This window comes from uncultured Salinicola sp. (assembly GCF_937921195.1).
Lineage (GTDB): Bacteria > Pseudomonadota > Gammaproteobacteria > Pseudomonadales > Halomonadaceae > Salinicola.
This window is the reverse complement of sequence record NZ_CALFQK010000202.1, coordinates 1-25,926: the sequence shown is the minus strand read 5'-3', so window position 1 is coordinate 25,926 and position 25,926 is coordinate 1. Positions and strand designations below refer to the sequence as shown.

Genomic DNA, 25,926 nt, shown 5'->3' with positions numbered 1-25,926 from the left:
AAGCAGCAGGATGACGGCGCCGGGTGGCGCCGTCAGGTCTCGTCGGTCCACCATTCGCCGTGGTGGCTCCCGCCATCGGCCAGCACCGAGGCCAGCGTGGTGAAAGCCTGGTCGAGCTCGGTGTCGAGTTGCCAGGGCGGGTTGAGCATCAATAAACCGCTGCCGTACATGCCACGCTCGGCGACCGGTTCACGGATTTTCAACTCGCTGCGCCACAGCTTGGGAACGCCGGCCTGTCTCAGCGTATCCAGCAGCAGTCGATGGCGTCCGGCCGGCAGCAGCGGATACCAGACCAACACCACCGCATGCCGCACCTTTCGCACGACTTGAATCAGCGTCTCGGCGACCTCCTGGTATTCGTCTTTCCTCTCGTAGCTGGGATCGATCAACACGCACAAGCGCGGCGTGGAGACCGGCACCAGCTTTACCAGTCCCTTGAGTCCGTCCGCATGTCGGCGCTGCACGCCAGCGTGGGGCGATACCGCCTGATCCGACAAGTGGCGGTGCTCGCCCGGGTGCAGCTCGAACAGCGTCAGCCGGTCCTGGGAGCGCAGCGTCGAACCCAGCCACCAGGGAGAACCGGGGTAGCGACTCAGCTCGGACCGAGACTGCAGTGTCGCCAGTGAGGCCAGCCACTCCCCGATGGGCGACTCGGCGGCAAAGCTGCGACGCCTCTGCCACAGTCGCTCGACACCGTCACGAAACTCGCCAAGCTTCTGCGTCTCCGCCGCAGCCAACGGATAGAGACCGCGGCCGGCATGGGTATCGACGAAGCTGATGGCGGAGGATTTGCGCATCATGGCCGAGACGAGTCGGCTCAGGCCGAGATGCTTGTGAACATCGGCAAAATTGCCGGCGTGATAAGCGTGCTGGTAGGCAAGCATGGCGTCTGTCCATCAAAAAGGGCGCGGCTCCTGGCCACGCCCGGATCCGAGATCGGTACGTTGACCGTCCCGGTAAGGCTGGTCGTCTCAGGACTGCCGGGTCGGCGTCAGGGTGATTTCGACGCGACGATTCTGGGCGCGCCCGGCATCGGTCTCGTTGCTGGCGACCGGGCGTGTTTCGCCGTAGCCGACCGCATTGATCCGGCCGGCTTCGACACCGCCCTGCTCGAGGTAGGTCGCCACCGACTGTGCACGCCGCTCGGAAAGCTTCTGGTTGTAGCTCTCCGATCCGGTGCTGTCGGTGTAACCGGCCACGTTGATGCGGGTTTCCGGGTAGGCGCGCAGCACCGCATTGACGTCGTTGAGGGCCTGACGCGCCGGTGTCTGCAGATCGCTGGAATCGACGTCGAACGTCACGCTGCTCGGCATGTTGAGGATCAGGTTGTTGCCGTCGCGCTCGACGCCGATGCCCGTACCATCCAGGCGATTGCGCAGCTCCTTCTCCTGGGAATCCATGTAGGCACCGACGCCACCGCCGATCGCCGCACCCGCTGCCGCACCGATCAAGGCTCGATCCCGCGTGCTGCTGCCGCCGTCACCGGTGAGCGCCCCGACGACGGCACCCGCCACCGCACCGATACCGGCGCCGCCCCAGGTATTGGTGTTGCCACTACCTTGCTGCTGCTGGGTGTCGGCACCGTTGGAGGCGCAGCCTGCCACCCCGACCGCCACGGCAACCGGAATGGACAACCAGAACGTCTTTTTCATCATCTTCATGCTTGGAGAGCTCCTTGCTTGCCGACCGTCACGCCTCGCCCTGTGGCGAGGTGCGTGACGATGAATCCATCACTGCCCGGCCTTCGCCGGCGGGGAGAGCTACGCCTCCTCGTCGAACAGCGCGAGCAGATCGTTCAAGAATAACAGGCCTTGCGGGGTCGCTTGCAGGCGCGATGGCGAGATCGTCAGCAGACCTTTCCGGCGCGCCGCTTCCAGACGAGGCGTTAGCTCAGACAGCGGTCGCCCGGTATGGTTTTCCCAATCCTCGGCATCGACGCCTGCGGTCAGGCGCAGGGCGTTCATCAGGAACTCCAGCGGCAACGCCGGGCCATCCACCGGCTGACTTCCCGCCACGAATCCCCGCGGATCGTTCATCCGGCGCAGATAGGCTTCCGGCTGCCGCGTCTTCCAGCGCCGCTCGATGCGCCACCGCCCCGCCGGGTCGATGGAGGACAGTTTGCCGTGGGCTCCGGCGCCGATACCCAGATAGTCGCCGAAGCGCCAGTAGTTGAGATTGTGACGCGCCTGCCGCCCCGGCCGGGCGTAGGCGGAAATCTCGTAGCGCGAGAATCCGGCCGACTCGAGCAGGTCATGCCCCGCGTCCTGGATATCCCAGAGCCGTTCCTCATCGGGCAGCGGCGGCGGATGGGAGAAGAACTCGGTGTTGGGCTCCAGCGTCAGCTGGTACCACGACAGATGGGTCGGCTCCAGCGCCAACGCCTGCTCGATATCACCCAGCGCGGCCGCCGGCGTCTGCCCCGGCAGACCGTGCATCAGATCGAGATTGACGTTGTCGAAGCCGGCCTCCCGGGCGCTGATCATGGCACGCCGTGCCTCCCCGCCGCTGTGGATACGTCCCAGCGCCTCGAGCTGCTCGGCGGCAAAACTCTGTACACCGATGGAGAGCCGATTGATCCCCGCGCGGCGGTATCCCTCGAAGCGGGCCTGTTCCACCGTCCCCGGGTTGGCCTCCAGCGTGATTTCGATATTCGGGGCAAAGACGAGACGCTGGCGCAGACCGTCGAACAGGCGCTGGTAGGCCGCGGCGGAGAACAGGCTCGGCGTCCCGCCGCCGATGAAGATGCTGACGATCTCACGACCCTGCACCGTCACCAGATCCTGCTCGAGATCGGTCAGCAAGGCATCGACGTACCGGCTTTCCGGCAGCTCGGCGCCTCGACCCACGCCGTGGGAGTTGAAGTCGCAGTAGGGGCACTTGCGCACGCACCAGGGCACGTGGATATAGAGCGCCAGCGGTGGCAGATCCCTCATTCCCGATGCGATTCCGATGCCCTGAGCTGCGCGACCAGCGCCTGCAGCGCGCGTCCCCGGTGGCTCAACCGATTCTTCTCCTCGGCGCTCAGTTCGGCGACGCTCATGCCTCGCTCGGGAACCCAGAACAGCGGGTCGTAACCGAATCCCCCCTCGCCACGCGGATAGGCCAGGATATCGCCAGGCCAGTCGCACTGGACGATCAGGGGTACCGGGTCGTCCGCATGGCGCAGATAGACCAGCACACACCAGTATCGCGCCGTTCGCTCTCCCTCGGGGACCTCCTTGAGCGCTTCCAGCAGCTTGGCGTTGTTGGCGCTGTCCCGGGACTCGCCACGGTTGGCGTCCTCAGCGTAGCGGGCCGAGTAGATGCCTGGCGCGCCGGCGAGGGCATCGACCGCCAGACCGGAGTCGTCGGCCAGCGCCGGCAGGCCACTGGCACGGGCGGCGGCACGCGCCTTGAGGAGGGCGTTTTCGACGAAGGTCAACCCGGTCTCCTCGACGTCGCTGACACCGAAATCCGACTGCGGCTGGACCTGCAGCCCCAAGGGACCGAGAAGCTGTTGAAATTCAGCCAGCTTTCCGGGGTTGCCACTGGCGACGACCAGATTCTCTACGGACGGGTTCATGGACGAGATTCCTGACAAAAACGTTCATTCTACGGGGCGTGGGATTCGAGGCATAGGCGACCCTGGGCTGGGGAGCCATCAAACACTCATCATATCGGGATGAGAAACCTCAGTAGTTTTCCTGCCGAGGCTTTCGGGTCCTCGCGAGCGAGAGCGTGTTTTTTCTCGAAAAGGAAACATTGTTTCTTAAAAAAACCAGCGACCCACAGTGGATAACAAATTGATTTATTTAACTAAATTAGGGAAATTAAGGGCCGCTTAATTGTCTCTGTCGTGTCACTTTTTGAAAACCTCAATACCCTATATTTACAACGCATGGGTTTTATTAACACTATTGAGCTCCAACAATCACGGACCGGCAGTAGGTTGCTCAGCTAAGGATCACAACGAAAAAGCGCAAAACACTAATTAAAATCCTTCGAAGGGATCAGACCATGAACACTGAACACACCGACATCGTTCTTGTTACGGATTGTAACTCACAGTCCGTACTATTTTTGGATTACATACACCAGAAAACGGGTTGCCGGGTCTCGGCACTCAGTCCACAGGATCGTTTTCCGGTACCCGAGGGCAGTAGGGTACTCGTACTCCTGGATGGAGATCACGTTCAGGAGAAAGACCTACTGGCCTGGAACACCAGAGCCGAGGAGAACGATGCCATCATCCTGTCGGCTTTCAACGTCCGCGACAACAAGCAGGTCATGGAACTGTTGATCGGCATACACCTCCGTGGGGTGTTCTATCGGCAGGACAGCCTCGAACTCATCTGCAAGGGAATCATCAAACTTCTCGGCGGAGAACTCTGGATTTCCAGGCCGCTCTCGGCGATGTTGATCGACTTCTATCGTCGTCAACAGGTCAATACCTATCGGCCCGTGTGCGGTCTGACACGGAGAGAACTGGAGATCGTCACGCTGCTGGTCTCCGGTGCGAGCAATACGGAGATCGCGGAAAAGCTGTTCGTCAGCGAACACACGGTGAAGTCGCACCTTTACAACCTGTTCCGCAAGATCAACGTCCACAACCGCATCCAGGCCACCAACTGGGCACGGCAGAACCTGGGGACGATTCCGGTCATGGCATCGCGCTATGCCAACGGGCGTCGCTGAGGCCACCGGGCGGCCCCTGTCCATTCATCGGGAAGCCAGTGTGACGTGGCTTCCCGATGCCCCTCAGTTCAGCCGCATCCTCTCCTGAATCAGGGAAGCGAGCGTCAGATTGGCGTCCGGTGCGGTGGTGTCGAGATGCACCAGATGGGTCGTCTCGTCACTGGCAAACGGCTCGAACCGCTCCAATTGCCGCTCCAGAATCGACAGGCTTCTCTCCGAGGGTTCTCCGCTGCGCCGGGCGCGTTTGACGATACGAGCCCGTAACGTCGCCCGATCCGCCTCGAAACTCACGATCAGCACGGGAAGTCCCCGCTTTTCCGCCTCGAAACGTAGCCGCTTGCGCTGCTCCAGCAGCAGGCAGGTGGCGTCGATACACGCCGGCAAACCCGCTTCGAGTACCGTGCCCGTCAGCTCGGCCAGGCGGCGATAGGTCTGGTCGGTCGCTTTCTCGCTGTAGACGGCTTCCGCATCGTCGGGTGCCGCGGTGAAATCGAATAGCCGCTTGCGTTCGACATCGGACCGTATCCGCACCCCGCCCAGCCGCCGCACGATCTCCTCGGTGAACCGGCTCTTGCCGCTGCCGGAGACGCCAACCGCCAGGATCAGGTAAGGAAAGCGGAATTCGCTGTACTCCTGGGCCATCGTCAGATAGCGGCGGAAGACATCGATCGGTTCGCCGCCGGGCAGATCGTCCATCACCCCGGCATCGTGGTCCCGTACCAGTTCGATCCGTGCCCGCAGCAGGGCTCGATAGCGCTTGTAGAAATTGAGCAGTCGTACTGCTTGGTAATCCCCGGACAGTTCGAGGTAACGGTTGAGGGCATAGTGGGCGAACTCCCGCTCGCCACGGGCTTCCAGGTCCATGATCAGGAAGGCGAGTTCGCAGGCCACGTCGCACCAGCGCAGACGATCGTTGAACTCGATGCCGTTGAACAGGATCGCCTTGCCCTCGAACCGCACCGCGTTGCCGAGATGGATGTCGCCGTGGCTCTCGCGGATGAAGCCGTCTCTCCAGCGTGATTCCAGGATGGGTTCCAGACGCGCGAAGCTCTCGAGCGTCAACGTCTTCACGCTGGATAGCTGCTCGAGATCCTGGAGCGATTCCAGTAGCGGCTCGATCACGTCGAATTCGTCGACCAGCATCCCATGGATGCTCGGCGGCGATCCCAGCGGATTGTCCCCCGAGGCGCAGGGGGCGGATTCGTGAAGCGCCACCAGCTGGTCGATGAGATCGTCGATCAACTCCGCCGAGAGTTCTCCACTGGCCTGCAGCGAGCTCAACAGATGGCGACTGCTGAACTGGCGCATCTTGACCGCGTATTCGATCGGCGAACTGTCGTCGTTGACTCTGGGTGACTCCTCGGTTCCCGAGATGGCCACGCAGCCGATGTAGAGCGACGGTGCCACGCGACGATTCAGCGCGACCTCCTGTTCGCAGAGGCGACGCCGCTTCTCCAGCGTCGAGAAATCGAGAAAGCTGCCGTAATCCAGCGACTTCTTGATCTTGTAAGCGTAATCACCGGTCGATACCACCCAGGAGATGGGGGTCTCGAACACTTCGACAGCGCCAATCGGGTGATCGAAACAATCACTCTCCTTGAGCGCCTGTATCAGCGTTCGGCTCATGCGTCGTCTCCCTGTCAGTGGCGTTCGCGACTCATTGTTGACGCATGGCGGCGAAGGCGCGCTCGCTGGCCATCAAGGTCGTCTGAATATGGTCATGGGTGTGCGCGCTCGACATGAATCCGGCCTCGAACGCCGATGGCGCCAGGTAGACGCCGGACTCGAGCATGTGCGAGAAGAAATCGCGGAACGCCTGTGCATCGCACGCCATGGTCTGCCCGAAGTTATCGACCCGTTGTTGCGCCGTGAAGAACAGGCCGAACATGCCCCCGGCGCGCTGTGTCATCAGTGCGATACCGGCCTCGTGCGCACGCGCCTCGAGGCCGTCGCAGAGCGTCTCGACCCGGGTGGAGAGCGCCTCGTGAAAACCGGGCTGGCGCACCTTCTCGAGCAGCGTGATGCCGGCCGCCATCGCCAGCGGATTGCCGGACAGCGTGCCGGCCTGGTAAACGGGCCCCAGCGGCGAGATCTGCTCCATGATGTCGCGCTTGCCGCCGAAGGCGCCCACCGGCATGCCGCCGCCGACGATCTTGCCCAGGCAGGTCAGGTCCGGGGTGACGCCGTAGTGCGCCTGGGCCCCGCCCAGCGCCACGCGAAAGCCGGTCATGACCTCGTCGAAGATCAACACGCTGCCGTGGCTGTCGCACACTTCACGCAACGCTTCCAGGAAGCCGGGCTGCGGCGGTATGCAGTTCATGTTGCCGGCCACCGGCTCGACGATGATGCAGGCGATCTGTTCGCCCATGGCCTCGAAGCATTCGTGCACGGCTTCGATGTCGTTGTAGGAGAGCGTGATGGTGTGCTCGGCCAGTGACGCCGGCACGCCGGGCGAACTGGGCTCGCCGTGGGTCAAGGCACCGGAACCGGCTTTCACCAGCAGCGAGTCCGAGTGGCCGTGATAGTTGCCCTCGAACTTGACGATCTTGTCGCGTCCGGTATATCCCCGCGCCAGCCGGATCGCCGACATTGTCGCCTCGGTACCGGAGTTGACCATGCGCACCATGTCGATGGAGGGGATGATCTCGCAGATCAGGTCGGCCATGGTGGTCTCGATCGCCGTCGGCGTCCCGAACGAGAGACCGCTGTCGAGCCGTTCGCGAACGGCATTCAGCACCTCGGGATCGGCATGTCCGGTAATCATCGGCCCCCAGGAGCCCACGTAGTCGATGTAACGTTTACCCTCGACGTCGAACAGGTAGGCGCCCTGGGCCCGCTCGATGAAGACCGGCGGTTGGGACATGCCCTTGAAGGCCCTCACCGGAGAGTTGACGCCGCCCGGGATATGCCGGCAGGCGCGCTCATAGAGTTCGGCGGATGTGGTCATGGTGTTCTCTCCAGCAAAGTTCTACTGACATCGGTCGATGTCGAATTCCGTCGATGACGTCCCGGTGAGGCCGGCATTGAGCTCGCGCACCGCCCGGGCCACATCCGGCATGCCGAAGATGGCATGAACCACGGCCAGTATCTCGGCACCCGCTTGCCGTGCCTCGACGGCGGTGCGGGCATCGATACCCCCAATGGCGACCCGTGGCAACCCCAGATGTGCCACCTCCCCGAGTATCGATAGCGACGCCGGCGCGGCTTCCGGCTTGGTGCGCGAGGCGAAGAAACGCCCGAACGCCAGATAGCTGGCGCCGGCCTCGGCCGCCTGGCGGGCCAGGATCGGTGAGTCGTGACAGGTGGCACCGACGATGGCCCGGTCTCCCAGGCGTCGTCTGGCGGTCGACAGCGGGACATCCTCCTGACCGACGTGCAGCCCGACGACTTCCCCCCAGCGCTGCTGCAGTCGCAGCGCCAGTTCCAGGTCGTCATTGACGATCAGCGGTACCGCGTGACGCTCGCAGAGCGCGGCCAGCGCATCGCTCTGACGCCAGCGGCGGCCCTCGTCCGCGGACTTGTCGCGATACTGCAACAGCGCGATCCCCGCTTCCAGTGCCGCTTCGCAGGCGACCAGCAGGCGACGATCGTCCGGCAACAGCTGGCTGTCGGTAATCGCATAGAGTCCATTCAGGGTCGATGCAGGCGGGCGTGTCGACATCATCACTCCAGCGTGGCATCGAAGTCCGGCGCGCGCCAGACCCGGTCCGGTAGATACTGGCCCTGGCCCAGCGCCAGGCCGTTGTCCAGCGTATCCCAGGTGAATCGCTGCGCTTGCGCGCAAGCCGCCGCGAGTCCCTCGCCGGCGGCCAGCCGAGTCGCCAATGCCGACGCCAGCGTACATCCCGACCCGTGGTAGTCGGCGGGCAGGCGTGGCCACTGCCACTGCCGGTTGAGTTCCGGCGTGTGCAGGGTGTGAACCACATGGGCCTGTGCCGATTCCTCGTCCAGCGGATCGGTACCGGTCACCAGCACCGCGGCGCAGCCCAGCGACATCACCTCGACCACCCGAGCCACTTCGTCGGCGTCGTCGATGGTGGAGAGCAGTGCCAGTTCGCGCCGGTTGGGCGTCAGGATATCCACAAGGGGTAGCAGCCGCTGGCGAATCGGCGCGACCAGACCGGGTGTGGATAATTCGGACCCGCGACCGCTGCGGATGACCGGATCGACGATCAGCGGCGTGCCGGGGCTCATCCGGGCGACGTCGATCACCGCCTCCAGCACATCGAGGTCGGGAATCAGCCCCACCTTGATCGCCGCGATACGAAAATCGTCGAACAGGGCGCGGGCCGCGCGACGGATGAAATCGCCGCTGCACGACTCGACGCTGATCACGTCGCGGGTCGACTGGACGGTCATGGCGGTAGGTACGGTCACCGGCCAGCCACCGCAACCGCGCACGGCCTCGGCATCCGCGACCAACCCCGCACCGCCGCTGGGATCGTGTCCCGCCAGAACCATCACCACGGGCTTGTCCTCGTAGCGAATCATGGCGTCCACCCCGGGACGCTCGTCACCGCCAGGGATCGTGTGGCGAGATGGCCAATCGTCTCTCGCATGGGAGCTCTCCTCATCGATCGCTTCGGTGTGTCCTGAACTTCGACACCGGACGCCTTCATCCTATCAACGTTTACGTCGATAATAGTTCTCGATCGCCTCGCGAGTGATGATACCGGAAATCCTGCGAATCATCGGCGCCGTGGTGTGCTCGACATAGAGCGCGTCGACGCCGGATTCGTTGAGCGTATCGTAGGCTTCGGAGAGCGTCGCCTCCAGATGCACCGGCGCCAGGTCCAGACGCTGTCCCGGCACCTCCTCGAGATCAATCCGCTCATGCTCCGCGAGCCACGCTTCGTCGTGCAGCACCCGCGCCAGATTGGCCGCCTTCATCGCCAGCGGCGGCTTGTCCTTGCCCTCCTGGAGGATCACCAGCCAGGTCGGTTTGGAGTCGAGCAGCGCCTTGGCCCGGTCGTGATCTATGACGCGCGGCGTGCGGACCAGATTGCGCTCCATCACCGCCGGTACGGCGACCCGCGACAGCGCCTGCATCAAGGGCTGCTGCAGCGGATGGAGCCCTTGCTGGTTCAGGCTGGAAAGGAAGAACCCCTGACATCGGCATAGCTGGCGTGCGGTGAGAACGGCGACCACCACCGCCAGCATGCCCGGCAGCATGATCGCCGAGTTCCGGGTCAGTTCCAGCAGTGCCAGCAACGCCGCCAGCGGTGCCTGCAGCGCCGCCGCCATCATCGCCGCCATGCCGAGTACCGCGTAGAGGGCCGGGGTGGTGACCACGCTCGGCAGCAGCGCGCCGCCGACCATGCCCATCACCGCGCCCACGGCGGCACCGGAGACCAGCATCGGCCCGATCACCCCCACCGGCACCCCGCCCGCCATGCAGACGCCGGTCAAGGCGAGCTTGATCACCGCCAGCACCAGCAGCACGTCCAGCGCCATCGGCCCGTTGAGCATCCGCTCCAGACTGTCGTAGCCGATCCCCTGCACCTGCGGGTACCACCACGCCACGGCACCGGTGAGCAGACCGATGATCCCCAGGCGCAGGGCGAACGGTATTCGAGCGATGGACGGATGCCCCTGGGCCAGACGCACGAAACCACCGGCCAGCACGCCGACGACCAGCGCGGTCAGCACGATCCAGGGTAGATCCAGCAACGAATTGAGCTGCAGCGGCGGCACGCTGAACGCCGGCTCCGACCCGTAGACCGCCCACGAGACCAGCGCCCCCATGGTGGCGGCGAGTATCACCGGCATGAAACCGGCGATGGTGTACTCCATCATCACCACTTCCATGGCGAAGATGACACCGGCGATCGGCGTATTGAACGACGCGGAAATGCCCGCCGCGGTCCCGCAGGCCACCAGCACGCGCAGGCTGTTGTGCGGCAGGCGCAGGCGTGAGCCGATCCAGCTCGAGGCGGCGGAGCCGAGATGGATCGCCGGTCCCTCGCGGCCGGCCGAGAGCCCGCCGATGACCGATATCACCCCCACCCACCATTGATTGATCCAGTTACGCAGAGGCATCTTGCCCTGGTGATAGGCGAGACGCTCGATGACGTGGCCGATCCCCATCTTCAGTGCACGACTGGGCTGCGGCCACAGCCACAGCCCGATCAGGGCCACCGCGATCAGCGGCAGCACCGCGCGAAACGCCGGCGACAGGGTCTCGAAGGCTTCCGGGTCGTCGCCGGGAATGAAGAACAGCGCGCCGAACTCCAGCAGCAGCCGGAAGGCGACCATCACGGAGCCGGTCAGAATGCCGGCGAAGATGCCCAGGAGGCAGAGTTGGGGCATGGCGTCGACGCTCGCCAGCTGACGTCGAAAACGTTCGAGGCTGGGGCGTCTTGGAACGAACCGCGGCACGCGTGACAAACTCTCCTCCTTGCCCGATCTCGATCGCTCGTCTTTCGTGCGCGATACCTGCCAAGTGGACGGCCACACCGTGCGAGCGGTTACGGAACCGACATCATACACCGATCCTCGTCCGCCGGAGGCGGCTTCCCCCGACACTAAAGTTGACCCTTTTACTCGGTATTAACGATAATGGAGGCCTGATGGCGGCCCTGCCGCCCCACCTCATTCGACAGCCCGGTCAAGGCCGGCACGAACGGGAGCGTGACGATGAGTACAGTGGAGTCTTTCGCTCCAACCCCGATGTTCTTCACCGACGCCGCCGCCAGGCGGGTCAGGGCGTTGATCGCCGAAGAGAACAACCCCGAGCTGAAGCTACGGGTCTATGTCACGGGCGGTGGCTGCTCGGGGTTTCAATATGGATTCGATCTCGGCGACAAGACGGCCGAGGACGACACCGTGATCGACAACGGCGACGTCAGTCTGGTGGTGGATCCCCTCTCCTACCAGTACTTGGTCGGCTCGACGGTGGATTTCGAGGAAGGCCTCGCCGGGGCCCGTTTCATCATCAAGAATCCCAACGCCCAGTCAACCTGCGGCTGCGGTGCGTCGTTCTCGGTCTAGGAGCCTGTTTCTCGGTCTGGAAAGCTGGGCCGTGAGCCAGGCATCGAACCGGAGATCAGCCGAGCGACGAGCCGACAAGGCAGAAAATCGAGGAAACAGCTGAATCTACGCGGTGTAGGTGAGCATTTTTCTCGATTGTCGACGCAGCATGGTCGAGCACAGTCATTGTCGAACGAACCTTAGGTCGACTTGACGTTCAGTAACAACTGTCCTCAAGGTAGTCGTTGATTGTCCCGATCGAACAACGACTTGAGGAACCTATGAAAAACAACATGACGCCGAGCCACTGGCTCGCCATCCCCGCCGTCGCACTCTCCCTGAGCATCCCCGGGCTCGCCTCGGCCCAGGACACCACGCTCAAGGCGGTCACCGATCCCAGCTTCGTGCCGTTCGAGATGATGGACCAGGAAAGCGGCGAGATGGTCGGTTTCGACATGGACATCCTCCACGAGGTCGCCGATCGCGCCGGCTTCGACATCGATCTCAATACCATGGATTTCAACGGCATCATCCCCGCCGTTCAGACCGGCAACGTGGATCTGGCCATTGCCGGCATCACCATCACCGACGAGCGTCAGCAGATCGTCGATTTCAGCGATCCCTACTACGACTCCGGCCTGCGCATTCTGGTTGCCGACGGCAGCGACGTCGGCTCGCTGGACGATCTGGAAGGCAAGCGCATCGCCACCAAGATCGGCTCCACCAGCTACGACTACCTGCAGGAGAAGCTGGGCGATAGCGCCGAGATCACCCCCTATCCGGGCAGCTCGGACATGTACATGGCCCTGATGGGCGGCAGCGCCGATGCGGTCTTCTATGACGCCCCCAATGTGGGCTATTTCGCCCAGACCAAGGGTCAGGGCAAGGTCAAGACCGTCGGGCCACTGTACGAAGGCCAGCAGTACGGCATCGCCTTCGCCAAGGGGAGCGACTGGGTCGAACCGACCAACCAGGCTCTCGAGGCCATGCACGAGGATGGCACCTACGACGAGATCCACAAGAAATGGTTCGGCGAGGCGCCGGAATCCGAGTGATCGACCCCGCCTGACCGGGGGCCGCGCCATGGCGCGCCGGCCCCCGATTTCTTGTGGAGAACGCCCCTACCTCAGCGGCCTGAGATCTCTCGTCGTGATGCGATGAGAGATCTCTTCGCTGCCTACGGAGATCCCCGTGGAGTTCAACTTCCAGTTCGACTGGCAGGCGGCCATCGATTCGCTGCCGTTTCTGCTCAAGGGTTTGCCCTACACCCTGCTCATCTCCTTCGCCGGCCTCGCCATCGGCTTCGTCATCGGCATCGTCTTCGGATTGATGCGAATCGGCCCTTCCCGCTGGATACGCTGGCCCGCCGTGGTCTACGTGGAGGTGTTTCGCGGTACCCCGGTGCTGGTCCAGGTCCTGTTCATCTTTTATGGCCTGCCGACGCTGCTCGGCGGCCCCATCGACGCGCTGACCGCCGGGATCGCGGCCATCGCCCTCAATGCCGGCGCCTATATCTCCGAGATCGTGCGTGGCGGCGTGCAATCGATCGAGCGGGGCCAGCGCGAGGCCGGGCTGTCGCTGGGACTCTCTGCGCCCCAGACCTTTCGCTACGTGATCTGGCCACAGGCGTTGCGCCGGATGATCCCCGCCCTCGGCAACCAGGGTATCGTCAGCATCAAGGACACCTCGCTGTTCTCGGTCATCGGCGTCGGCGAGCTGGTCCGTCAGGGCCAGGTCTATATCGCCAACACCTTCACCGCGCTGGAGGTCTATTTCATGATCGCCCTGCTCTACCTGGCGATCACCCTGAGCCTGTCGCTGGCTCTGAGTCTGCTCGAACGCAAGGGGTTGGTGGGATGAACGATAGCGTAAACCGAGAAGAGGCCGACCAAGCGTCCGGAACCTCGCCGATCGTGCGACTCGCCGGGGTCAACAAGCACTTCGGTCGTCTGCACGTCATGCAGGACATCGATCTCAGCGTGGCCCAGGGCGAGGTCGTGGTGATCATCGGCGCCAGTGGCTCGGGAAAGTCGACGCTGATCCGCTGCGTCAATGGCCTCGAGCCGTTCCAGTCCGGTCGCATCGAGGTCGACGGCAAGACCCTGCTGCCCAACGGGGCCAGCGGCAAATCGCTGCAGGCGGTGCGGACCGAAGTCGGCATGGTGTTCCAGCAGTTCAATCTGTTCCCGCATCTGTCGATCCGCGACAACGTCACCCTGGCGCCCCGCAAGGTCCGCGGCATGACCCGGCGGCAGGCCGATGCCATCGCCGACAGGCTGCTGGAGCGGGTCGGCATCTCGGATCAGGCCGACAAGCATCCGACCCAGCTCTCCGGTGGGCAGCAGCAGCGCGTGGCGCTGGCCCGGGCGCTGGCCATGGAACCGCGCCTGATGCTGTTCGACGAGCCGACCTCCGCGCTGGATCCGGAGATGATCGGCGAAGTGCTGGATGCCATGCGGGAGCTGGTCAACGACGGCATGACCATGATGATCGTCACCCACGAGATGGGCTTCGCCCGGGAGGTCGCCGACCGCGTGGTGTTCGTTCACGGCGGCCAGATCGTCGAACAGGGCCCACCCGACCAGCTATTCGATCAACCCCGCCACGAGCGTACCCAGGCGTTCCTCTCCCGCGTGCTCAAGCACTAATAATTCAAATTCAGCAATCCCGCAAAATGGCACGGACGGTTCTCCTCCGTGCCCGCCCTCCTTCGAACCTTCCCCATGTCTCTCCTTTTCCCGATCCATCCGGGCCGAATTCGGCCATAGAAACCGTGCGACCGGCATCGCCGGAGCGCAGGAAAACTGTGGCGAGGCGGCGGATTTCGTCGCTCAAGGTTATCCCGAGGCGGATTTTTTGCCTGTGGACAGTTTTTTTGTCGATTCGCCTCCAGCCCTGTCCCTTCAGGCACTCCGGCTCGATCGGGGGTTTGTTGACCATCGCGGTAACAGATACCGTATGCAGCAGTGGATAACCCGTGCGCGGCTGGGGCTGTGTACAAGGCACGAAGCTGTCCACAGGAACCAACGCCTTTGTCAGCAGCCTCGTCAGAGCTTTTCAAACAATCGAATAACAATCCAAGGTTTTGTATTTTATAAGGTATTTATACTTACCCACAGAAAGTGTCCACACCAATAGTCACTACCACAACAGAACTTCTTTATATATTTTTCATTTTTTTATAATGAATCTGATGACCGGAGGCTCCCACGGCTCCCGATGTGGAAAACCCCTGACGGTTACCCACAGGAGGTTTATACTGGGCGGCTTTCGTGGCCACCGAACCCTCCGGGTCGGCGCCATCTCCGTCGCTGGAACGACGGCAAAATCGGCCGAGCCGATTTCTTGATCCATTCATCGTCGGGTGCCTGTCCGAGCCAAATCGTTGCTGGCACCTCGTGAGGTAAACCGTGGAGTATCCCGACCGTTTTCAGGTCATCGTGATCGGCGGTGGCCATGCCGGAACCGAGGCCGCACTGGCATCGGCACGAAGTGGTGCCCGCACGCTGCTGCTGACGCACAACATCGAGACCCTGGGCCAGATGTCCTGCAACCCCGCCATCGGCGGGATCGGCAAGAGTCATCTGGTCAAGGAGATCGATGCCCTCGGCGGGGCCATGGCCCAGGCCACCGATCTGGCCGGCATCCAGTTTCGCGTGCTCAATTCGCGCAAGGGTCCGGCGGTTCGGGCCACCCGGGCCCAGGCGGACCGCGTCCGCTACAAGGCCGCCATCCGCGGGATGCTGGAGAATCAGGCCAATCTCACGCTGTTCCAGCAGGGCGTCGACGATCTGGTTGTGGAAAACGACACCGTCGTCGGCGTCACCACCCAGACCGGGATTCGCTTCATGGCGGATACCGTGGTGCTGTGTACCGGGACGTTCCTGGGCGGCGTGATCCACATCGGCCTGGACCATCATGCCGGCGGCCGCGCCGGCGATCCGCCGGCCAATGCGCTGGCCCAGCGGCTGCGGGCGCTGCCGTTCCGGGTCGATCGCCTGAAAACCGGCACGCCGCCGCGGATCGATGCCAAGAGCGTCGATTTCTCCAGGCTCGAGCGTCAGCCCGGCGATACGCCGTTGCCGGTGATGTCCTACCTGGGCAGCCGCGAACAGCATCCGCGTCAGGTCGATTGCCATATCGCCCATACCAACGAGCGTACCCACGAGATCATCTTCGCCAATCTCGACCGCTCGCCGATGTACTCCGGCGTGATCGAAGGCGTCGGCCCGCGCTACTGCCCGTCGATCGAGGACAAGGTCCACCGCTTTGCCGACAAGACCAGTCATCAGGTCTTCGTCGAGCCGGAGGGTCTGGACACACACGAGCTCTACCCGAACGGGATTTCCACGTCGCTGCCGTTCGACGTCCAGCTGCAGGTCGTGCGTTCGATCGTCGGCCTGGAGAACGCGCACATCACGCGGCCGGGATACGCGATCGAGTACGACTTCTTCGATCCGCGGGATCTCAAGCATTCGCTGGAAACCAAATTTATCCACAACCTGTTCTTCGCCGGGCAGATCAACGGCACCACGGGCTACGAGGAAGCCGGCGCCCAGGGGCTGCTGGCGGGGCTCAACGCCGCACGCCGGGCGCTGGGCGAATCGGTCTGGTGGCCGCGACGCGACGAAGCGTATCTCGGGGTGCTGGTCGATGACCTGATCACCATGGGCACCCAGGAGCCCTACCGCATGTTCACCTCGCGGGCCGAATATCGCTTGCTGCTGCGCGAGGACAACGCCGACCTGCGTCTCACCGCCACCGGTCGAGAACTGGGCCTGGTCGACGATCATCGCTGGTCGGCCTTCGAGACCAAGCGCGACAGGATCGAACGGGAAAGTGCACGTCTGCGTTCGACCTGGGTCCAGCCGAAAACCGAGGCCGGCGATCGGGTGGCCGAGAAGCTCGGCCAACCGTTGGCCCGGGAGTACAGCCTGATGGATCTGCTCAAGCGCCCCGAGCTGACCTACGCCGACGTGGCGTCGCTCAAAGGCGAGGCCGTCAGCGAGGAGCCTGTCGCCGAGCAGGTGCAGATCGAGGCCAAGTACGAGGGCTACATCGTGCGGCAACAGGACGAGATCGATCGCCTGCGCCGCCACGAAGCCACGCCGCTGCCCGAATCGCTGGACTATGCCAAGGTCGAGGGGCTCTCCAACGAGATTCGCCAGAAGCTCGAGCAGGCCCGACCGCAAACCCTCGGCCAGGCCGGGCGGATATCCGGCGTCACCCCGGCGGCGGTGTCGATTCTGCTGATCCATCTCAAGAAGCGTCGGCTGATCGACGACAGCCGGGCATTGAGCGCATGACGCCAGCGTGTGAACGACTGCTGGACGAGGGCCTGGCGGCTCTCGGAATCGCCACCGAGCGAGGGCAGCGCCAGCGACTGTTGTCGCTGCTCTCGCTGTTGCACAAGTGGAATCGCGCCTATAACCTCACCGCAGTACGCTCGCCCGAGGCGATGGTTGGCCGTCATCTGCTGGATAGCGCCAGCGTCGCTTTCGCCGTGGGCGGCACCAACCTGCTGGACGTCGGTTCGGGACCGGGTTTTCCGGGGTTGGTGCTGGCGATTCTGGATCCCGGGCTTCAGGTCACGCTGCTGGACAGTAACGGCAAGAAAGTCCGTTTCCAGCGCCAGGCGGTGATGGAGCTGGGGCTCGACAACGTGCGCTGCGAGCAGGTTCGGGTCGAATCTTTCGACGCCACGTTCGATCAGGTCATCTCGCGCGCTTTCGCCGCGCTGGGCGATTTCATCGGGCTTACCGAACCGCTGCTGGCCCGAGGTGGCGAATGGCTGGCGATGAAAGGGAGCCTCGAACCCCGGGAACTCGAATCGCTGCCGCCCCATGTCGTGGTGCGCGAGCGCCTCGCTCTGGCGGTGCCCGGGGTGGATGACGCCGAGCGTCAGTTGCTCCGCCTCGGACGGAACGAAGACTCGGATCATCGGCAGTAGGCTCGTCATGAGCCAGACGTGATGAACAGCGGCGTCGGCGTCATGCCGGATCAGCGCCAGCGGATCGCTCGCGATCCACAGGATCAGTCTCGACGAAGGGAGTCGCCAGTGACCAGAATCATTGCATTGACCAACCAGAAGGGCGGCGTGGGCAAGACGACGACCGCGGTCAATCTGGCGGCTTGCCTGGCGGCACTCGATCGACGCGTGCTGCTGATCGATCTCGATCCGCAGGGGCACGCCACCATGGGCAGCGGCGTCGACAAACACGATCTCGACGGCAGCGTGCTCGACGTGCTGCTGGGCGACAAGAGCGCCGCCGAGGTGATCGTCGACTGTGCCGTGGCCGGGTACGCGCTGCTGCCGGGCAATGGCGACCTGACCGCCGCCGAAGTCGATCTGCTCGATCGCGAGGGCCGCGAACGGGTGCTTCAGGCCGCCATCCAGAGCGTCGCCGCCGACTACGACGTGGTGATGATCGACTGCCCCCCGTCCCTCAACATGCTGACGGTCAATGCGTTGACGGCCGCCCACGGCGTGCTGATCCCGGTACAGTGCGAGTTCTATGCGCTCGAGGGGCTCTCGGCGCTGCTCGATACCGTCGAGCAGATCCAGGAGAGCGTGAACCCCACGCTCGAGATATTCGGCATCGTGCGAACCATGTACGACCCGCGCAACAGCCTGACCCGCGACGTCAGCAAGCAGCTCGGCCAGTATTTCGGCGATTCTCTACTCAAGACCACCATCCCGCGTAACGTCCGGGTGGCGGAAGCGCCAAGTCACGGCGTACCCGTCACCAAGTACGCGCGTCTCTCGCGCGGCAGCCAGGCGCACCGCGTGCTGGCCAAGGAACTGATTCGCCGGCTGGCGCTGTAATGACGATGACTGCTGCGAGGAATATCCCATGACGACGCGCAAACGCCCCCTGGGCCGCGGCCTCGATGCCTTGATCGGTTCCAGTGCCCGTCGCCGCGACAGTGTGTCGCCGGAAACCGGTTCCGACAAGCCTTCGCCAGCCCAGGCGCCGCCGGGATTCGATGCCGCCGAGGAGCGGCTCGAACGCCTGCCGCTGCGACAGCTGACCCGCGGCAAGTATCAGCCGCGGCGCGATATCCAGCCCGAGGCCCTGGAGGAGCTGGCCGATTCGATCCGGGCCCAGGGCGTCATGCAGCCGATCGTGGTGCGACAAATTGGCGCAGATCGCTACGAGATCATCGCCGGCGAGCGCCGCTGGCGGGCCTCGCAACTGGCCGAGCTGGAGACCATTCCCGCGGTGATTCGCGAGGTCAGCGACGAGGTCGCCCTGGCGCTGGCCCTGATCGAGAACATCCAGCGCGAGAACCTCAATCCGGTCGAGGAGTCGATGGCGTTGAAGCGCCTGCTCGACGAGTTCGAACTGACCCAGCAGCAGGTTGCGGATGCGGTCGGGCGGTCGCGGGCCCAGGTTGCCAATCTCCTTCGCCTGCTGGCGCTGGATCCGCAGGTGCTGACGCTGCTCGAGCGTGGCGATCTGGACATGGGGCATGCCCGCGCCCTGCTGAGCCTGCCGGCCGCCAAGCAGCGCCATGCGGCCCACGAAGTCGTGGCCCGCGAGCTGACCGTGCGCCAGACCGAAGCCCTGGTCAAACAGATTGCCAGTGGCCAGACGAAGGCCGATACCAGGAAGCCGCCGGCGGACGTGGGCCGGCTCGAGAATCGCCTGGCCGACCTGTTGGGTGCGCCGGTCAAGATTCACCACAACAGTTCCGGCAAGGGACGGGTCACCATCCGTTACACCAGCCTCGACGAGCTGGACGGCATACTGGGCCATATCCGCTGACAAGGTCATCATCCGGTGGCGTGACGAGAGGGAAAAAACATTTAGCGCGTTAACGGAATTTGCGCACTTTTCGTGATCGTTTACTCGAACAGACGCATCAGATCGGTGCAGGTTCGGTTGAAGCGGCATGACCGCTTCTCTATAATCCGCCGAGATTTGCCAGGCTGACGCCGAACGCAGACATCGCACGTGGAAACAACAACATCATCCCAGGACTCAACGGCGAGACCGACGCCATGCAACCAGCGGCACCGGCCAAGCTTCCAAGACCGCGAATCGCGGGATTGATCCTGCTACAGTGCGGCGTAGTGATGGGGCTGGTCCTCATCGGTTGGGGGGGCTGGGACCGGGGAACGGCGTTTTCCGCTTTGACCGGTGGTCTCGTTGCCGCCATTCCCAACGCCTTCTTCGCCTGGCGCGCCTTTCGCTATCAGGGGGCGGCGCAGGCAAGATACATCGTCAAGAGTTTCTACCACGCCGAGGCCGGCAAGTTCGGTTTGACGGCGGTACTGTTCACGCTGGTGTTCGTGACCGTGCCCCCCTCAAACCCCGCTTTCTTCTTTGGCGCTTATGTGCTGACGCTGCTGGTGCACTGGGTGGGGCCCTGGCTCCTGCGCCGCCCGTCACACATTCAATCTCGAGGCTGAACCATGGCTGGCAACAACATGACGAGTACGGAGTACATCCAGCACCATTTGCAGAACATGACGTTCGGTCTGCATCCGGAAAACGGCTGGTCGATGGCTCATTCCGCTGCCGATGCCAAGGCCATGGGGTTCTGGGCCATCCACGTCGATACCATGCTGTGGTCGATCGGACTCGGGGTCGTATTCCTGTGGCTGTTCCGCTCGGTAGCCAAGCGCGCCTCCACCGGCGTGCCGACCGGTCTGCAGAACTTCGTCGAGATGATGGTCGAGTTCGTCGATAACTCCGTGCGCGAGACGTTCCATGGCAAGAGCCGCCTGATCGCGCCGCTGTCGCTGACGATCTTCTGCTGGATCTTCCTGATGAACATCATGGATCTGGTGCCGGTGGACTTCCTGCCGATGCTGGCGCAGAAAATCGGCGCCTGGTTCGGTGCCGACCCGGCCCACGTCTATTTCAAGGTCGTCCCCACCACCGACGTCAACGCCACGCTCGGCATGTCGCTCTCCGTCTTCGCGCTGATCATTTTCTACTCCATCCGTACCAAGGGGCTGTCCGGTTTCGTCGCCGAACTGACGCTGCATCCTTTCAGTACGTCCAACAAATTCGCCCAGATCCTGTTGATTCCGGTCAATTTACTGCTTGAACTCGTTACCTTGTTGGCCAAACCGGTTTCGCTGGCGTTGCGACTGTTCGGCAACCTCTACGCCGGCGAACTGATCTTCATCCTGATAGCCATGATCGGACTGTGGCAGCTGCCACTGCACTTCCCGTGGGCGGTGTTCCACATTCTGATCATCACGCTGCAGGCCTTCATCTTCATGATGCTCACCATCGTCTACCTGAGTATGGCGACGGAAGAGCAGCATTGAGACGCGTTCCCGTTAACCCCTGACCCTTAGTAAAACTCGACTGAGCAAGACTCGACTGAAACTGGAGAGAACCATGGAAGCACAAGTTCTGGGCATGACCGCAATTGCCGTTTCTCTGTTGATCGGCCTGGGTGCCCTCGGCACCGCCATCGGCTTCGGCATTCTCGGCGGCAAATTCCTGGAAGGCGCCGCGCGCCAGCCGGAAATGATCCCGCAGCTGCAGGTCAAGATGTTCATCGTCGCCGGCCTGCTCGACGCCGTGACCATGATCGGTGTCGGTATCGCCCTGTTCTTCACCTTCGCCAATCCGTTTGTCGGTTAACGTCGCCTCGAGGCCCGCGAGGCCCCCGGTGACCCTAACCCCAAACCCGTGACGCGAGAGGTGCTGGCGTGAATCTGAACCTTACACTGATTGGTCAGGCCATTGCCTTTGCCGTCTTCGTCTGGTTCTGCATGAAGTATGTATGGCCGCCGGTCATGCAGGCCCTGCAGGAACGACAGAAGAAGATTGCCGATGGTCTGGATGCAGCCAGCCGTGCGACCCGTGATCTCGAACTGGCTCAGGAAAAAGCCGAAGAGACACTGCGGGAGAGCAAGGAGCAGGCGCAGCAGATCCTGGAACAGGCCAACAAGCGGGCCAATCAGATCGTCGAAGAAGCCCGCGACAACGCGCGGGCCGAAGGCGAGCGCATCATCGAAGGCGCTCGCAGCGAAATCGATCAGGAGATCAATCGCGCGAAGGAAGAGCTGCGTGCCCAGGTATCGCTGCTGGCCGTGGCCGGCGCCGAGCGCATCCTGGAGTCCTCCATCGACGAAGCCAAGCATCGTGAGCTCGTCGACAAGCTCGCTGCCGAGCTCTAAGGAGGCGCACCATGGCTGAATCGTCTACCGTCGCTCGACCCTACGCCAAGGCGGCGTTCGAGTTCGCGCGCGATAACAAGGCGCTCCAAGCGTGGTCCCAGAGTCTGTCACTGGTCGCCCAGGCGGCCGGTGACAGCGATGTCCGTGAACGCATACTCGGCAACCCGCGGCTGACCGCTGACGACAAGACGCGTCTGCTGCTGGAAGTCTGCGAAGACCAACCCTTCGACGAGAGCGTGGGCAATTTCCTGCACCTCGTCGGCGAAAAGGGGCGTCTGGCTGCGTTGCCCGACATCTTTGACGAGTTCGAGGCGCTGCGCGCCCAGGAAGAGAAGCGGGTCGATGTCACCATCGTCTCCGCCTTCGAACTGGATGACGCCCAGCAGAACGTGCTCGCCGAGGCTCTGAAGAAGCGCCTGAATCGTGAAATCTCCATTACCACTCAGGTGGACCGCGAGCTGCTAGGCGGCGTGATCCTGCGTACCGGCGACACCGTCATCGACGGGTCGGTACGCGGTCGATTGCAACGTCTGCGCGAAGCGCTCACCGCCTGAGTTCGAGGGACATGGCATGCAGCAACTGAATCCTTCCGAGATCAGCGACATCATCAAGCAGCGTATCGAAAAGCTGGATGTCGCCTCCGAGGCCCGTAATCAGGGCACCGTCGTCAGCGTCGCTGACGGCATCGTTCGCATCCACGGCCTGGCCGACGCGATGCTGGGCGAGATGATCGAATTCCCCGGTGGCGTCTTCGGCATGGCGCTCAACCTCGAGCGCGACAGCGTCGGCGCCGTGGTGCTGGGCGACTACCTCGAGCTCGAAGAGGGCATGACCGCGCAGTGCACCGGTCGCATCCTCGAAGTGCCGGTGGGTCGCGAGCTGATCGGCCGCGTGGTCGATGCGCTGGGTAACCCGATCGATGGCAAGGGCGACATCGACGCCAAGATGACCGACGCGATCGAGAAGGTCGCGCCGGGCGTCATCACGCGCCAGTCGGTCGACCAGCCAGTGCAGACCGGCCTCAAGTCGATCGACGCCATGGTGCCGATCGGTCGTGGCCAGCGCGAGCTGATCATCGGCGATCGCCAGATCGGTAAATCCGCGGTGGCGATCGACGCGATCATCAACCAGAAGGGTACGGGGATCACCTGTATCTACGTGGCCATCGGTCAGAAGCAGTCGACCATCGCCAACGTGGTGCGCAAGCTCGAACAGCATGGCGCCATGGATCACACCATCGTGGTCGCCGCCGGCGCCGCCGATCCGGCCGCCATGCAGTATCTGGCGCCTTACGCCGGCTGCACCATGGGCGAGTACTTCCGCGACCGCGGCGAAGACGCCATGATCGTCTACGACGACCTCTCCAAGCAGGCCGTCGCCTATCGCCAGATCTCGCTGCTGCTGCGTCGTCCGCCGGGTCGTGAAGCCTATCCGGGTGACGTCTTCTATCTCCACTCGCGTCTGCTCGAGCGTGCCGCTCGTGTCAATGCCGAGTACGTCGAGAAGTTCACCAACGGTGAAGTGAAAGGCAAGACCGGTTCCTTGACCGCGCTGCCGATCATCGAGACTCAGGGTGGTGACGTCTCCGCGTTCGTTCCCACCAACGTGATCTCGATCACCGACGGCCAGATCTTCCTCGAGACGGGCCTGTTCAACTCCGGTATCCGCCCGGCGATCAACGCTGGTCTCTCGGTATCGCGCGTGGGCGGGTCGGCGCAGACCAAGATCATCAAGAAGCTGGGCGGCGGTGTGCGTCTGGCGCTTGCGCAGTATCGCGAGCTGGCCGCGTTCTCGCAGTTCGCGTCCGATCTCGACGAGGCGACCCGCAAGCAGCTCGAGCATGGCCAGCGCGTCACCGAACTGATGAAGCAGAAGCAGTATTCGCCGTTGTCGGTGGCCGAGATGGGCGTCACGCTGTACGCCGCCAACGAAGGCTTCCTGGACGACGTCGCGGTCGACAAGGTGCTGGATTTCGAGCGTGCCCTGCACGACTACATGAAGTCCGAGCACGCCGATCTGCTCGACAAGATCAACCAGAGCGGCGGCTACGACGACGAGATCCAGCAGGGTCTCAAGTCGGGTCTCGAGTCGTTCAAGTCCACTCAGACCTGGTAAGTGGCGCGGCCTGCTCTCGTCGCACGACGAAGCGGGCCGGCCCGCCCGACTGAGTGGCATGAATCAGGGTGATCCGAGATGGCAGCTGGAAAAGAGATCAAATCCCAGATTGGGAGCATCAAGAACACGCAGAAAATCACCAGCGCCATGGAAATGGTCGCTGCGTCGAAAATGCGTCGGGCTCAGGAGCGCATGGCGGCCAGTCAGCCCTATGCCAAACTGATCCGCCGGGTGGTCGGCCACGTCGCCAAGGCCAACCCGGAATACCGTCACGACTACATGATCGAACGCGACGTCAAACGCGTCGGTTATATCGTCGTCTCCAGTGATCGCGGGCTCGCCGGCGGCTTGAACGTCAACATGTTCAAGGCGGTGGTCAAGCACGCACGGGACTGGGACCAGAAGGGCGTCGGCGCCGACTTTGCGGCGATCGGCAGCAAGGCCGGTGGTTTCTTCCGCAAGCGCGGCGGCAACCTGCTGGCGGCCAAGAAAGGTCTTGGCGATGCGCCGGAGGCCCAGGATCTGGTCGGTAGCGTCAAGGTGATGCTCGATGCCTTCGACGAAGGCAGTCTGGATCGGCTCTACGTGGTGTACAACGAATTCGTCAACACCATGAGCCAGAAACCCGTCGTGCGTCAGCTGCTGCCCCTGGAGGCAGTCGGGGACGACAGCGAAGGGGACGAACAACCCGGTCCCGGTGATACGCACAAGAGCTGGGACTACCTGTATGAGCCGGATGCCAAGACCCTGCTCGATCACCTGCTGGTTCGCTACGTCGAATCCCAGGTGTACCAGGCCGTGGTGGAGAACGCGGCTTGTGAGCAGGCCGCGCGCATGATCGCGATGAAGAACGCGACAGACAACGCCGGCGATCTGATTGACGATCTTCAACTGGTGTACAACAAGGCGCGTCAGGCGGCCATTACCCAGGAAATTTCGGAAATCGTCGGTGGTGCCGCGGCGGTATGACGACATCGCCGTCTGCGCGACGGCGGTCTCGAGTACGGCTTGGCCCAACAGGTTTCATTTGCAGGTTTACGAGGAACCACTATGAGCGGACGTATCGTACAAATCATAGGCGCGGTGGTTGACGTAGAATTCCCGCGGGACGACGTTCCCAAGGTCTACGACGCGCTGACGGTCTCGGGTAAAGAGGCCGTTCTCGAAGTGCAGCAGCAGCTCGGCGACGGCGTGGTTCGCGCCATCGTCATGGGCTCCAGTGAAGGTCTCCAGCGCGGCATCGAAGTGGTCAACACCGGTGCTCCGATCTCCGTGCCGGTGGGTACCGAGACGCTGGGCCGGATCATGAACGTACTGGGTGAGCCGATCGACGAAGCCGGCGACATCGGTGCGGACGCCAAGCGCATGCCGATCCACCGCCAGGCGCCGGGCTACGCCGATCAGGCGGCTTCCAGCGACCTGCTGGAGACCGGCATCAAGGTCATCGACCTGGTCTGTCCGTTCGCCAAGGGCGGCAAGGTCGGCCTGTTCGGCGGCGCCGGTGTCGGCAAGACCGTCAACATGATGGAGCTGATCCGCAACATCGCCACCGAGCATAGCGGTTACTCCGTATTTGCCGGTGTCGGTGAGCGTACCCGTGAAGGTAACGACTTCTATCACGAGATGGACGAGTCCAACGTTCTCGACAAGGTGGCGCTGGTCTACGGCCAGATGAACGAGCCGCCGGGCAACCGTCTGCGCGTCGCCCTGACCGGCCTGACCATCGCCGAGAACTTCCGTGACGAAGGCCGTGACGTACTGCTGTTCGTCGACAACATCTACCGCTACACCCTGGCCGGTACCGAAGTGTCGGCGCTGCTGGGTCGTATGCCGTCGGCGGTAGGCTATCAGCCGACGCTGGCCGAGGAGATGGGCGCCCTGCAGGAGCGTATCACCTCCACCAAGACCGGCTCGATCACCTCCGTCCAGGCCGTCTACGTGCCCGCGGATGACTTGACCGACCCGTCGCCGGCGACCACCTTCGCCAACCTGGACTCCACCGTGACGCTGTCGCGCTCCAT

The 25,926-nt window shown here is 63.3% G+C and carries 26 protein-coding genes; 17 read left to right on the top strand and 9 right to left on the bottom strand.

The window, feature by feature from the left end; genetic code table 11:
- Positions 1-32: 32 nt before the first annotated feature.
- The 4 genes from Q0602_RS23525 to rdgB all read right to left on the bottom strand — a co-directional run bounded on the left by Q0602_RS23525 (position 33) and on the right by rdgB (position 3,562).
- Positions 33-884: a 23S rRNA (adenine(2030)-N(6))-methyltransferase RlmJ gene (locus Q0602_RS23525; RefSeq protein WP_295036022.1), complete on the bottom strand. Its 852-nt coding sequence runs from the start codon at positions 882-884 to the stop codon at positions 33-35.
- A gap of 87 nt (positions 885-971) precedes the next feature.
- Positions 972-1,652: an OmpA family protein gene (locus Q0602_RS23520; RefSeq protein ID WP_295036038.1), complete on the bottom strand. Its 681-nt coding sequence runs from the start codon at positions 1,650-1,652 to the stop codon at positions 972-974.
- Between the two features lie 108 nt (positions 1,653-1,760).
- Positions 1,761-2,933 (bottom strand): radical SAM family heme chaperone HemW, encoded by a 1,173-nt coding sequence (gene hemW / locus Q0602_RS23515; RefSeq protein ID WP_298848503.1) that lies wholly within the window; start codon positions 2,931-2,933, stop codon positions 1,761-1,763.
- A complete protein-coding gene (rdgB, locus tag Q0602_RS23510) occupies positions 2,930-3,562 on the bottom strand; it encodes an RdgB/HAM1 family non-canonical purine NTP pyrophosphatase (protein ID WP_298848501.1) in 633 nt (210 codons plus the stop codon). Before rdgB ends, hemW begins: the two co-directional genes overlap by 4 nt.
- A 434-nt stretch (positions 3,563-3,996) precedes the next feature.
- Between rdgB and Q0602_RS23505 the strand changes: the two genes are divergently transcribed.
- Positions 3,997-4,674 (top strand): LuxR C-terminal-related transcriptional regulator, encoded by a 678-nt coding sequence (locus Q0602_RS23505; RefSeq protein ID WP_110715238.1) that lies wholly within the window; start codon positions 3,997-3,999, stop codon positions 4,672-4,674.
- A gap of 63 nt (positions 4,675-4,737) precedes the next feature.
- On the opposite strand, the gene Q0602_RS23500 is transcribed toward Q0602_RS23505, so the two are convergent.
- The 5 genes from Q0602_RS23500 to Q0602_RS23480 form a co-directional block, all read right to left on the bottom strand.
- Positions 4,738-6,300, bottom strand: coding sequence for a bifunctional aminoglycoside phosphotransferase/ATP-binding protein (locus tag Q0602_RS23500; RefSeq protein WP_298848499.1), 1,563 nt, complete (start codon positions 6,298-6,300; stop codon positions 4,738-4,740).
- 31 nt (positions 6,301-6,331) lie between these two features.
- Positions 6,332-7,621, bottom strand: coding sequence for a glutamate-1-semialdehyde 2,1-aminomutase (gene hemL, locus Q0602_RS23495; RefSeq protein WP_295036018.1), 1,290 nt, complete (start codon positions 7,619-7,621; stop codon positions 6,332-6,334).
- Between the two features lie 21 nt (positions 7,622-7,642).
- Positions 7,643-8,335 carry a thiamine phosphate synthase gene (thiE, locus tag Q0602_RS23490; protein WP_298848497.1) on the bottom strand — a complete coding sequence of 231 codons (693 nt, stop codon included), beginning with the start codon at positions 8,333-8,335 and terminating at the stop codon, positions 7,643-7,645.
- 2 nt (positions 8,336-8,337) lie between these two features.
- Positions 8,338-9,165, bottom strand: a complete 828-nt coding sequence (locus tag Q0602_RS23485) for a hydroxymethylpyrimidine/phosphomethylpyrimidine kinase (RefSeq protein WP_298848554.1) — start codon at positions 9,163-9,165, stop codon at positions 8,338-8,340.
- 132 nt (positions 9,166-9,297) lie between these two features.
- Complete coding sequence (locus Q0602_RS23480) at positions 9,298-10,983, bottom strand: chloride channel protein (protein WP_298848495.1); 1,686 nt, start codon at positions 10,981-10,983, stop codon at positions 9,298-9,300.
- Positions 10,984-11,310: 327 nt separating this feature from the next.
- On the opposite strand from Q0602_RS23480, the gene erpA reads away from it, so the two are divergent.
- The 16 genes from erpA to atpD form a co-directional block, all read left to right on the top strand.
- On the top strand, positions 11,311-11,664 hold the full coding sequence (gene erpA, locus Q0602_RS23475; RefSeq protein WP_295036014.1) for an iron-sulfur cluster insertion protein ErpA: 354 nt from the start codon (positions 11,311-11,313) through the stop codon (positions 11,662-11,664).
- 260 nt (positions 11,665-11,924) lie between these two features.
- Positions 11,925-12,698 (top strand): transporter substrate-binding domain-containing protein, encoded by a 774-nt coding sequence (locus Q0602_RS23470; protein ID WP_295036013.1) that lies wholly within the window; start codon positions 11,925-11,927, stop codon positions 12,696-12,698.
- Positions 12,699-12,834: 136 nt separating this feature from the next.
- A complete protein-coding gene (locus Q0602_RS23465) occupies positions 12,835-13,503 on the top strand; it encodes an amino acid ABC transporter permease (protein WP_298848492.1) in 669 nt (222 codons plus the stop codon).
- Entirely contained in the window at positions 13,500-14,291 is a 792-nt protein-coding gene (locus tag Q0602_RS23460; protein ID WP_298848490.1) for an amino acid ABC transporter ATP-binding protein, read from the top strand. Before Q0602_RS23465 ends, Q0602_RS23460 begins: the two co-directional genes overlap by 4 nt.
- 762 nt (positions 14,292-15,053) lie before the next feature.
- Positions 15,054-16,949, top strand: a complete 1,896-nt coding sequence (gene mnmG / locus Q0602_RS23455) for a tRNA uridine-5-carboxymethylaminomethyl(34) synthesis enzyme MnmG (protein WP_298848488.1) — start codon at positions 15,054-15,056, stop codon at positions 16,947-16,949.
- The gene (gene rsmG, locus Q0602_RS23450; protein ID WP_298848486.1) at positions 16,946-17,593 is read left to right on the top strand and encodes a 16S rRNA (guanine(527)-N(7))-methyltransferase RsmG; all 648 of its coding nucleotides are present in this window, start codon (positions 16,946-16,948) and stop codon (positions 17,591-17,593) included. The genes mnmG and rsmG overlap by 4 nt, the downstream gene beginning before the upstream one ends.
- A gap of 108 nt (positions 17,594-17,701) precedes the next feature.
- Positions 17,702-18,469: a ParA family protein gene (locus Q0602_RS23445; protein ID WP_295040691.1), complete on the top strand. Its 768-nt coding sequence runs from the start codon at positions 17,702-17,704 to the stop codon at positions 18,467-18,469.
- Positions 18,470-18,497: 28 nt separating this feature from the next.
- Complete coding sequence (locus Q0602_RS23440; RefSeq protein ID WP_298848482.1) at positions 18,498-19,412, top strand: ParB/RepB/Spo0J family partition protein; 915 nt, start codon at positions 18,498-18,500, stop codon at positions 19,410-19,412.
- A gap of 236 nt (positions 19,413-19,648) precedes the next feature.
- The gene (locus tag Q0602_RS23435) at positions 19,649-20,059 is read left to right on the top strand and encodes a F0F1 ATP synthase subunit I (protein WP_298848480.1); all 411 of its coding nucleotides are present in this window, start codon (positions 19,649-19,651) and stop codon (positions 20,057-20,059) included.
- Positions 20,060-20,062: 3 nt separating this feature from the next.
- Positions 20,063-20,929, top strand: coding sequence for a F0F1 ATP synthase subunit A (gene atpB, locus Q0602_RS23430; protein ID WP_298848478.1), 867 nt, complete (start codon positions 20,063-20,065; stop codon positions 20,927-20,929).
- Between the two features lie 73 nt (positions 20,930-21,002).
- Positions 21,003-21,251: a F0F1 ATP synthase subunit C gene (atpE, locus tag Q0602_RS23425; RefSeq protein ID WP_011508579.1), complete on the top strand. Its 249-nt coding sequence runs from the start codon at positions 21,003-21,005 to the stop codon at positions 21,249-21,251.
- Between the two features lie 68 nt (positions 21,252-21,319).
- Positions 21,320-21,790: a F0F1 ATP synthase subunit B gene (locus Q0602_RS23420; RefSeq protein ID WP_149435119.1), complete on the top strand. Its 471-nt coding sequence runs from the start codon at positions 21,320-21,322 to the stop codon at positions 21,788-21,790.
- Positions 21,791-21,801: 11 nt separating this feature from the next.
- Complete coding sequence (locus tag Q0602_RS23415; protein ID WP_295040204.1) at positions 21,802-22,344, top strand: F0F1 ATP synthase subunit delta; 543 nt, start codon at positions 21,802-21,804, stop codon at positions 22,342-22,344.
- Between the two features lie 16 nt (positions 22,345-22,360).
- The gene (gene atpA, locus Q0602_RS23410; RefSeq protein WP_295040206.1) at positions 22,361-23,905 is read left to right on the top strand and encodes a F0F1 ATP synthase subunit alpha; all 1,545 of its coding nucleotides are present in this window, start codon (positions 22,361-22,363) and stop codon (positions 23,903-23,905) included.
- A 78-nt stretch (positions 23,906-23,983) separates the two neighbouring features.
- The gene (gene atpG / locus Q0602_RS23405) at positions 23,984-24,874 is read left to right on the top strand and encodes a F0F1 ATP synthase subunit gamma (protein WP_295040208.1); all 891 of its coding nucleotides are present in this window, start codon (positions 23,984-23,986) and stop codon (positions 24,872-24,874) included.
- An 81-nt stretch (positions 24,875-24,955) separates the two neighbouring features.
- The coding region (gene atpD, locus Q0602_RS23400) for a F0F1 ATP synthase subunit beta (protein ID WP_298848474.1) at positions 24,956-25,926 on the top strand (971 nt) is incomplete at its 3' end.

Excerpts from the sequence above, each read along its gene's own strand:
- atpB (WP_298848478.1), top strand. The coding sequence starts at position 20,063 with ATGGCTGGCAACAACATGACGAGTACGGAGTACATCCAGCACCATTTG.
- Q0602_RS23415 (WP_295040204.1), top strand. The coding sequence starts at position 21,802 with ATGGCTGAATCGTCTACCGTCGCTCGACCCTACGCCAAGGCGGCGTTC.
- rsmG (WP_298848486.1), top strand. The coding sequence starts at position 16,946 with ATGACGCCAGCGTGTGAACGACTGCTGGACGAGGGCCTGGCGGCTCTC.
- atpA (WP_295040206.1), top strand. The coding sequence starts at position 22,361 with ATGCAGCAACTGAATCCTTCCGAGATCAGCGACATCATCAAGCAGCGT.
- hemL (WP_295036018.1), bottom strand. The coding sequence starts at position 7,621 with ATGACCACATCCGCCGAACTCTATGAGCGCGCCTGCCGGCATATCCCG.
- Q0602_RS23435 (WP_298848480.1), top strand. The coding sequence starts at position 19,649 with ATGCAACCAGCGGCACCGGCCAAGCTTCCAAGACCGCGAATCGCGGGA.
- Q0602_RS23525 (WP_295036022.1), bottom strand. The coding sequence starts at position 884 with ATGCTTGCCTACCAGCACGCTTATCACGCCGGCAATTTTGCCGATGTT.
- atpG (WP_295040208.1), top strand. The coding sequence starts at position 23,984 with ATGGCAGCTGGAAAAGAGATCAAATCCCAGATTGGGAGCATCAAGAAC.
- Q0602_RS23440 (WP_298848482.1), top strand. The coding sequence starts at position 18,498 with ATGACGACGCGCAAACGCCCCCTGGGCCGCGGCCTCGATGCCTTGATC.
- atpE (WP_011508579.1), top strand. The coding sequence starts at position 21,003 with ATGGAAGCACAAGTTCTGGGCATGACCGCAATTGCCGTTTCTCTGTTG.
- Q0602_RS23485 (WP_298848554.1), bottom strand. The coding sequence starts at position 9,165 with ATGATTCGCTACGAGGACAAGCCCGTGGTGATGGTTCTGGCGGGACAC.
- erpA (WP_295036014.1), top strand. The coding sequence starts at position 11,311 with ATGAGTACAGTGGAGTCTTTCGCTCCAACCCCGATGTTCTTCACCGAC.
- Q0602_RS23460 (WP_298848490.1), top strand. The coding sequence starts at position 13,500 with ATGAACGATAGCGTAAACCGAGAAGAGGCCGACCAAGCGTCCGGAACC.
- Q0602_RS23505 (WP_110715238.1), top strand. The coding sequence starts at position 3,997 with ATGAACACTGAACACACCGACATCGTTCTTGTTACGGATTGTAACTCA.
- Q0602_RS23470 (WP_295036013.1), top strand. The coding sequence starts at position 11,925 with ATGAAAAACAACATGACGCCGAGCCACTGGCTCGCCATCCCCGCCGTC.
- thiE (WP_298848497.1), bottom strand. The coding sequence starts at position 8,335 with ATGTCGACACGCCCGCCTGCATCGACCCTGAATGGACTCTATGCGATT.
- Q0602_RS23520 (WP_295036038.1), bottom strand. The coding sequence starts at position 1,652 with ATGAAAAAGACGTTCTGGTTGTCCATTCCGGTTGCCGTGGCGGTCGGG.
- rdgB (WP_298848501.1), bottom strand. The coding sequence starts at position 3,562 with ATGAACCCGTCCGTAGAGAATCTGGTCGTCGCCAGTGGCAACCCCGGA.
- hemW (WP_298848503.1), bottom strand. The coding sequence starts at position 2,933 with ATGAGGGATCTGCCACCGCTGGCGCTCTATATCCACGTGCCCTGGTGC.
- Q0602_RS23500 (WP_298848499.1), bottom strand. The coding sequence starts at position 6,300 with ATGAGCCGAACGCTGATACAGGCGCTCAAGGAGAGTGATTGTTTCGAT.
- Q0602_RS23480 (WP_298848495.1), bottom strand. The coding sequence starts at position 10,983 with ATGCCCCAACTCTGCCTCCTGGGCATCTTCGCCGGCATTCTGACCGGC.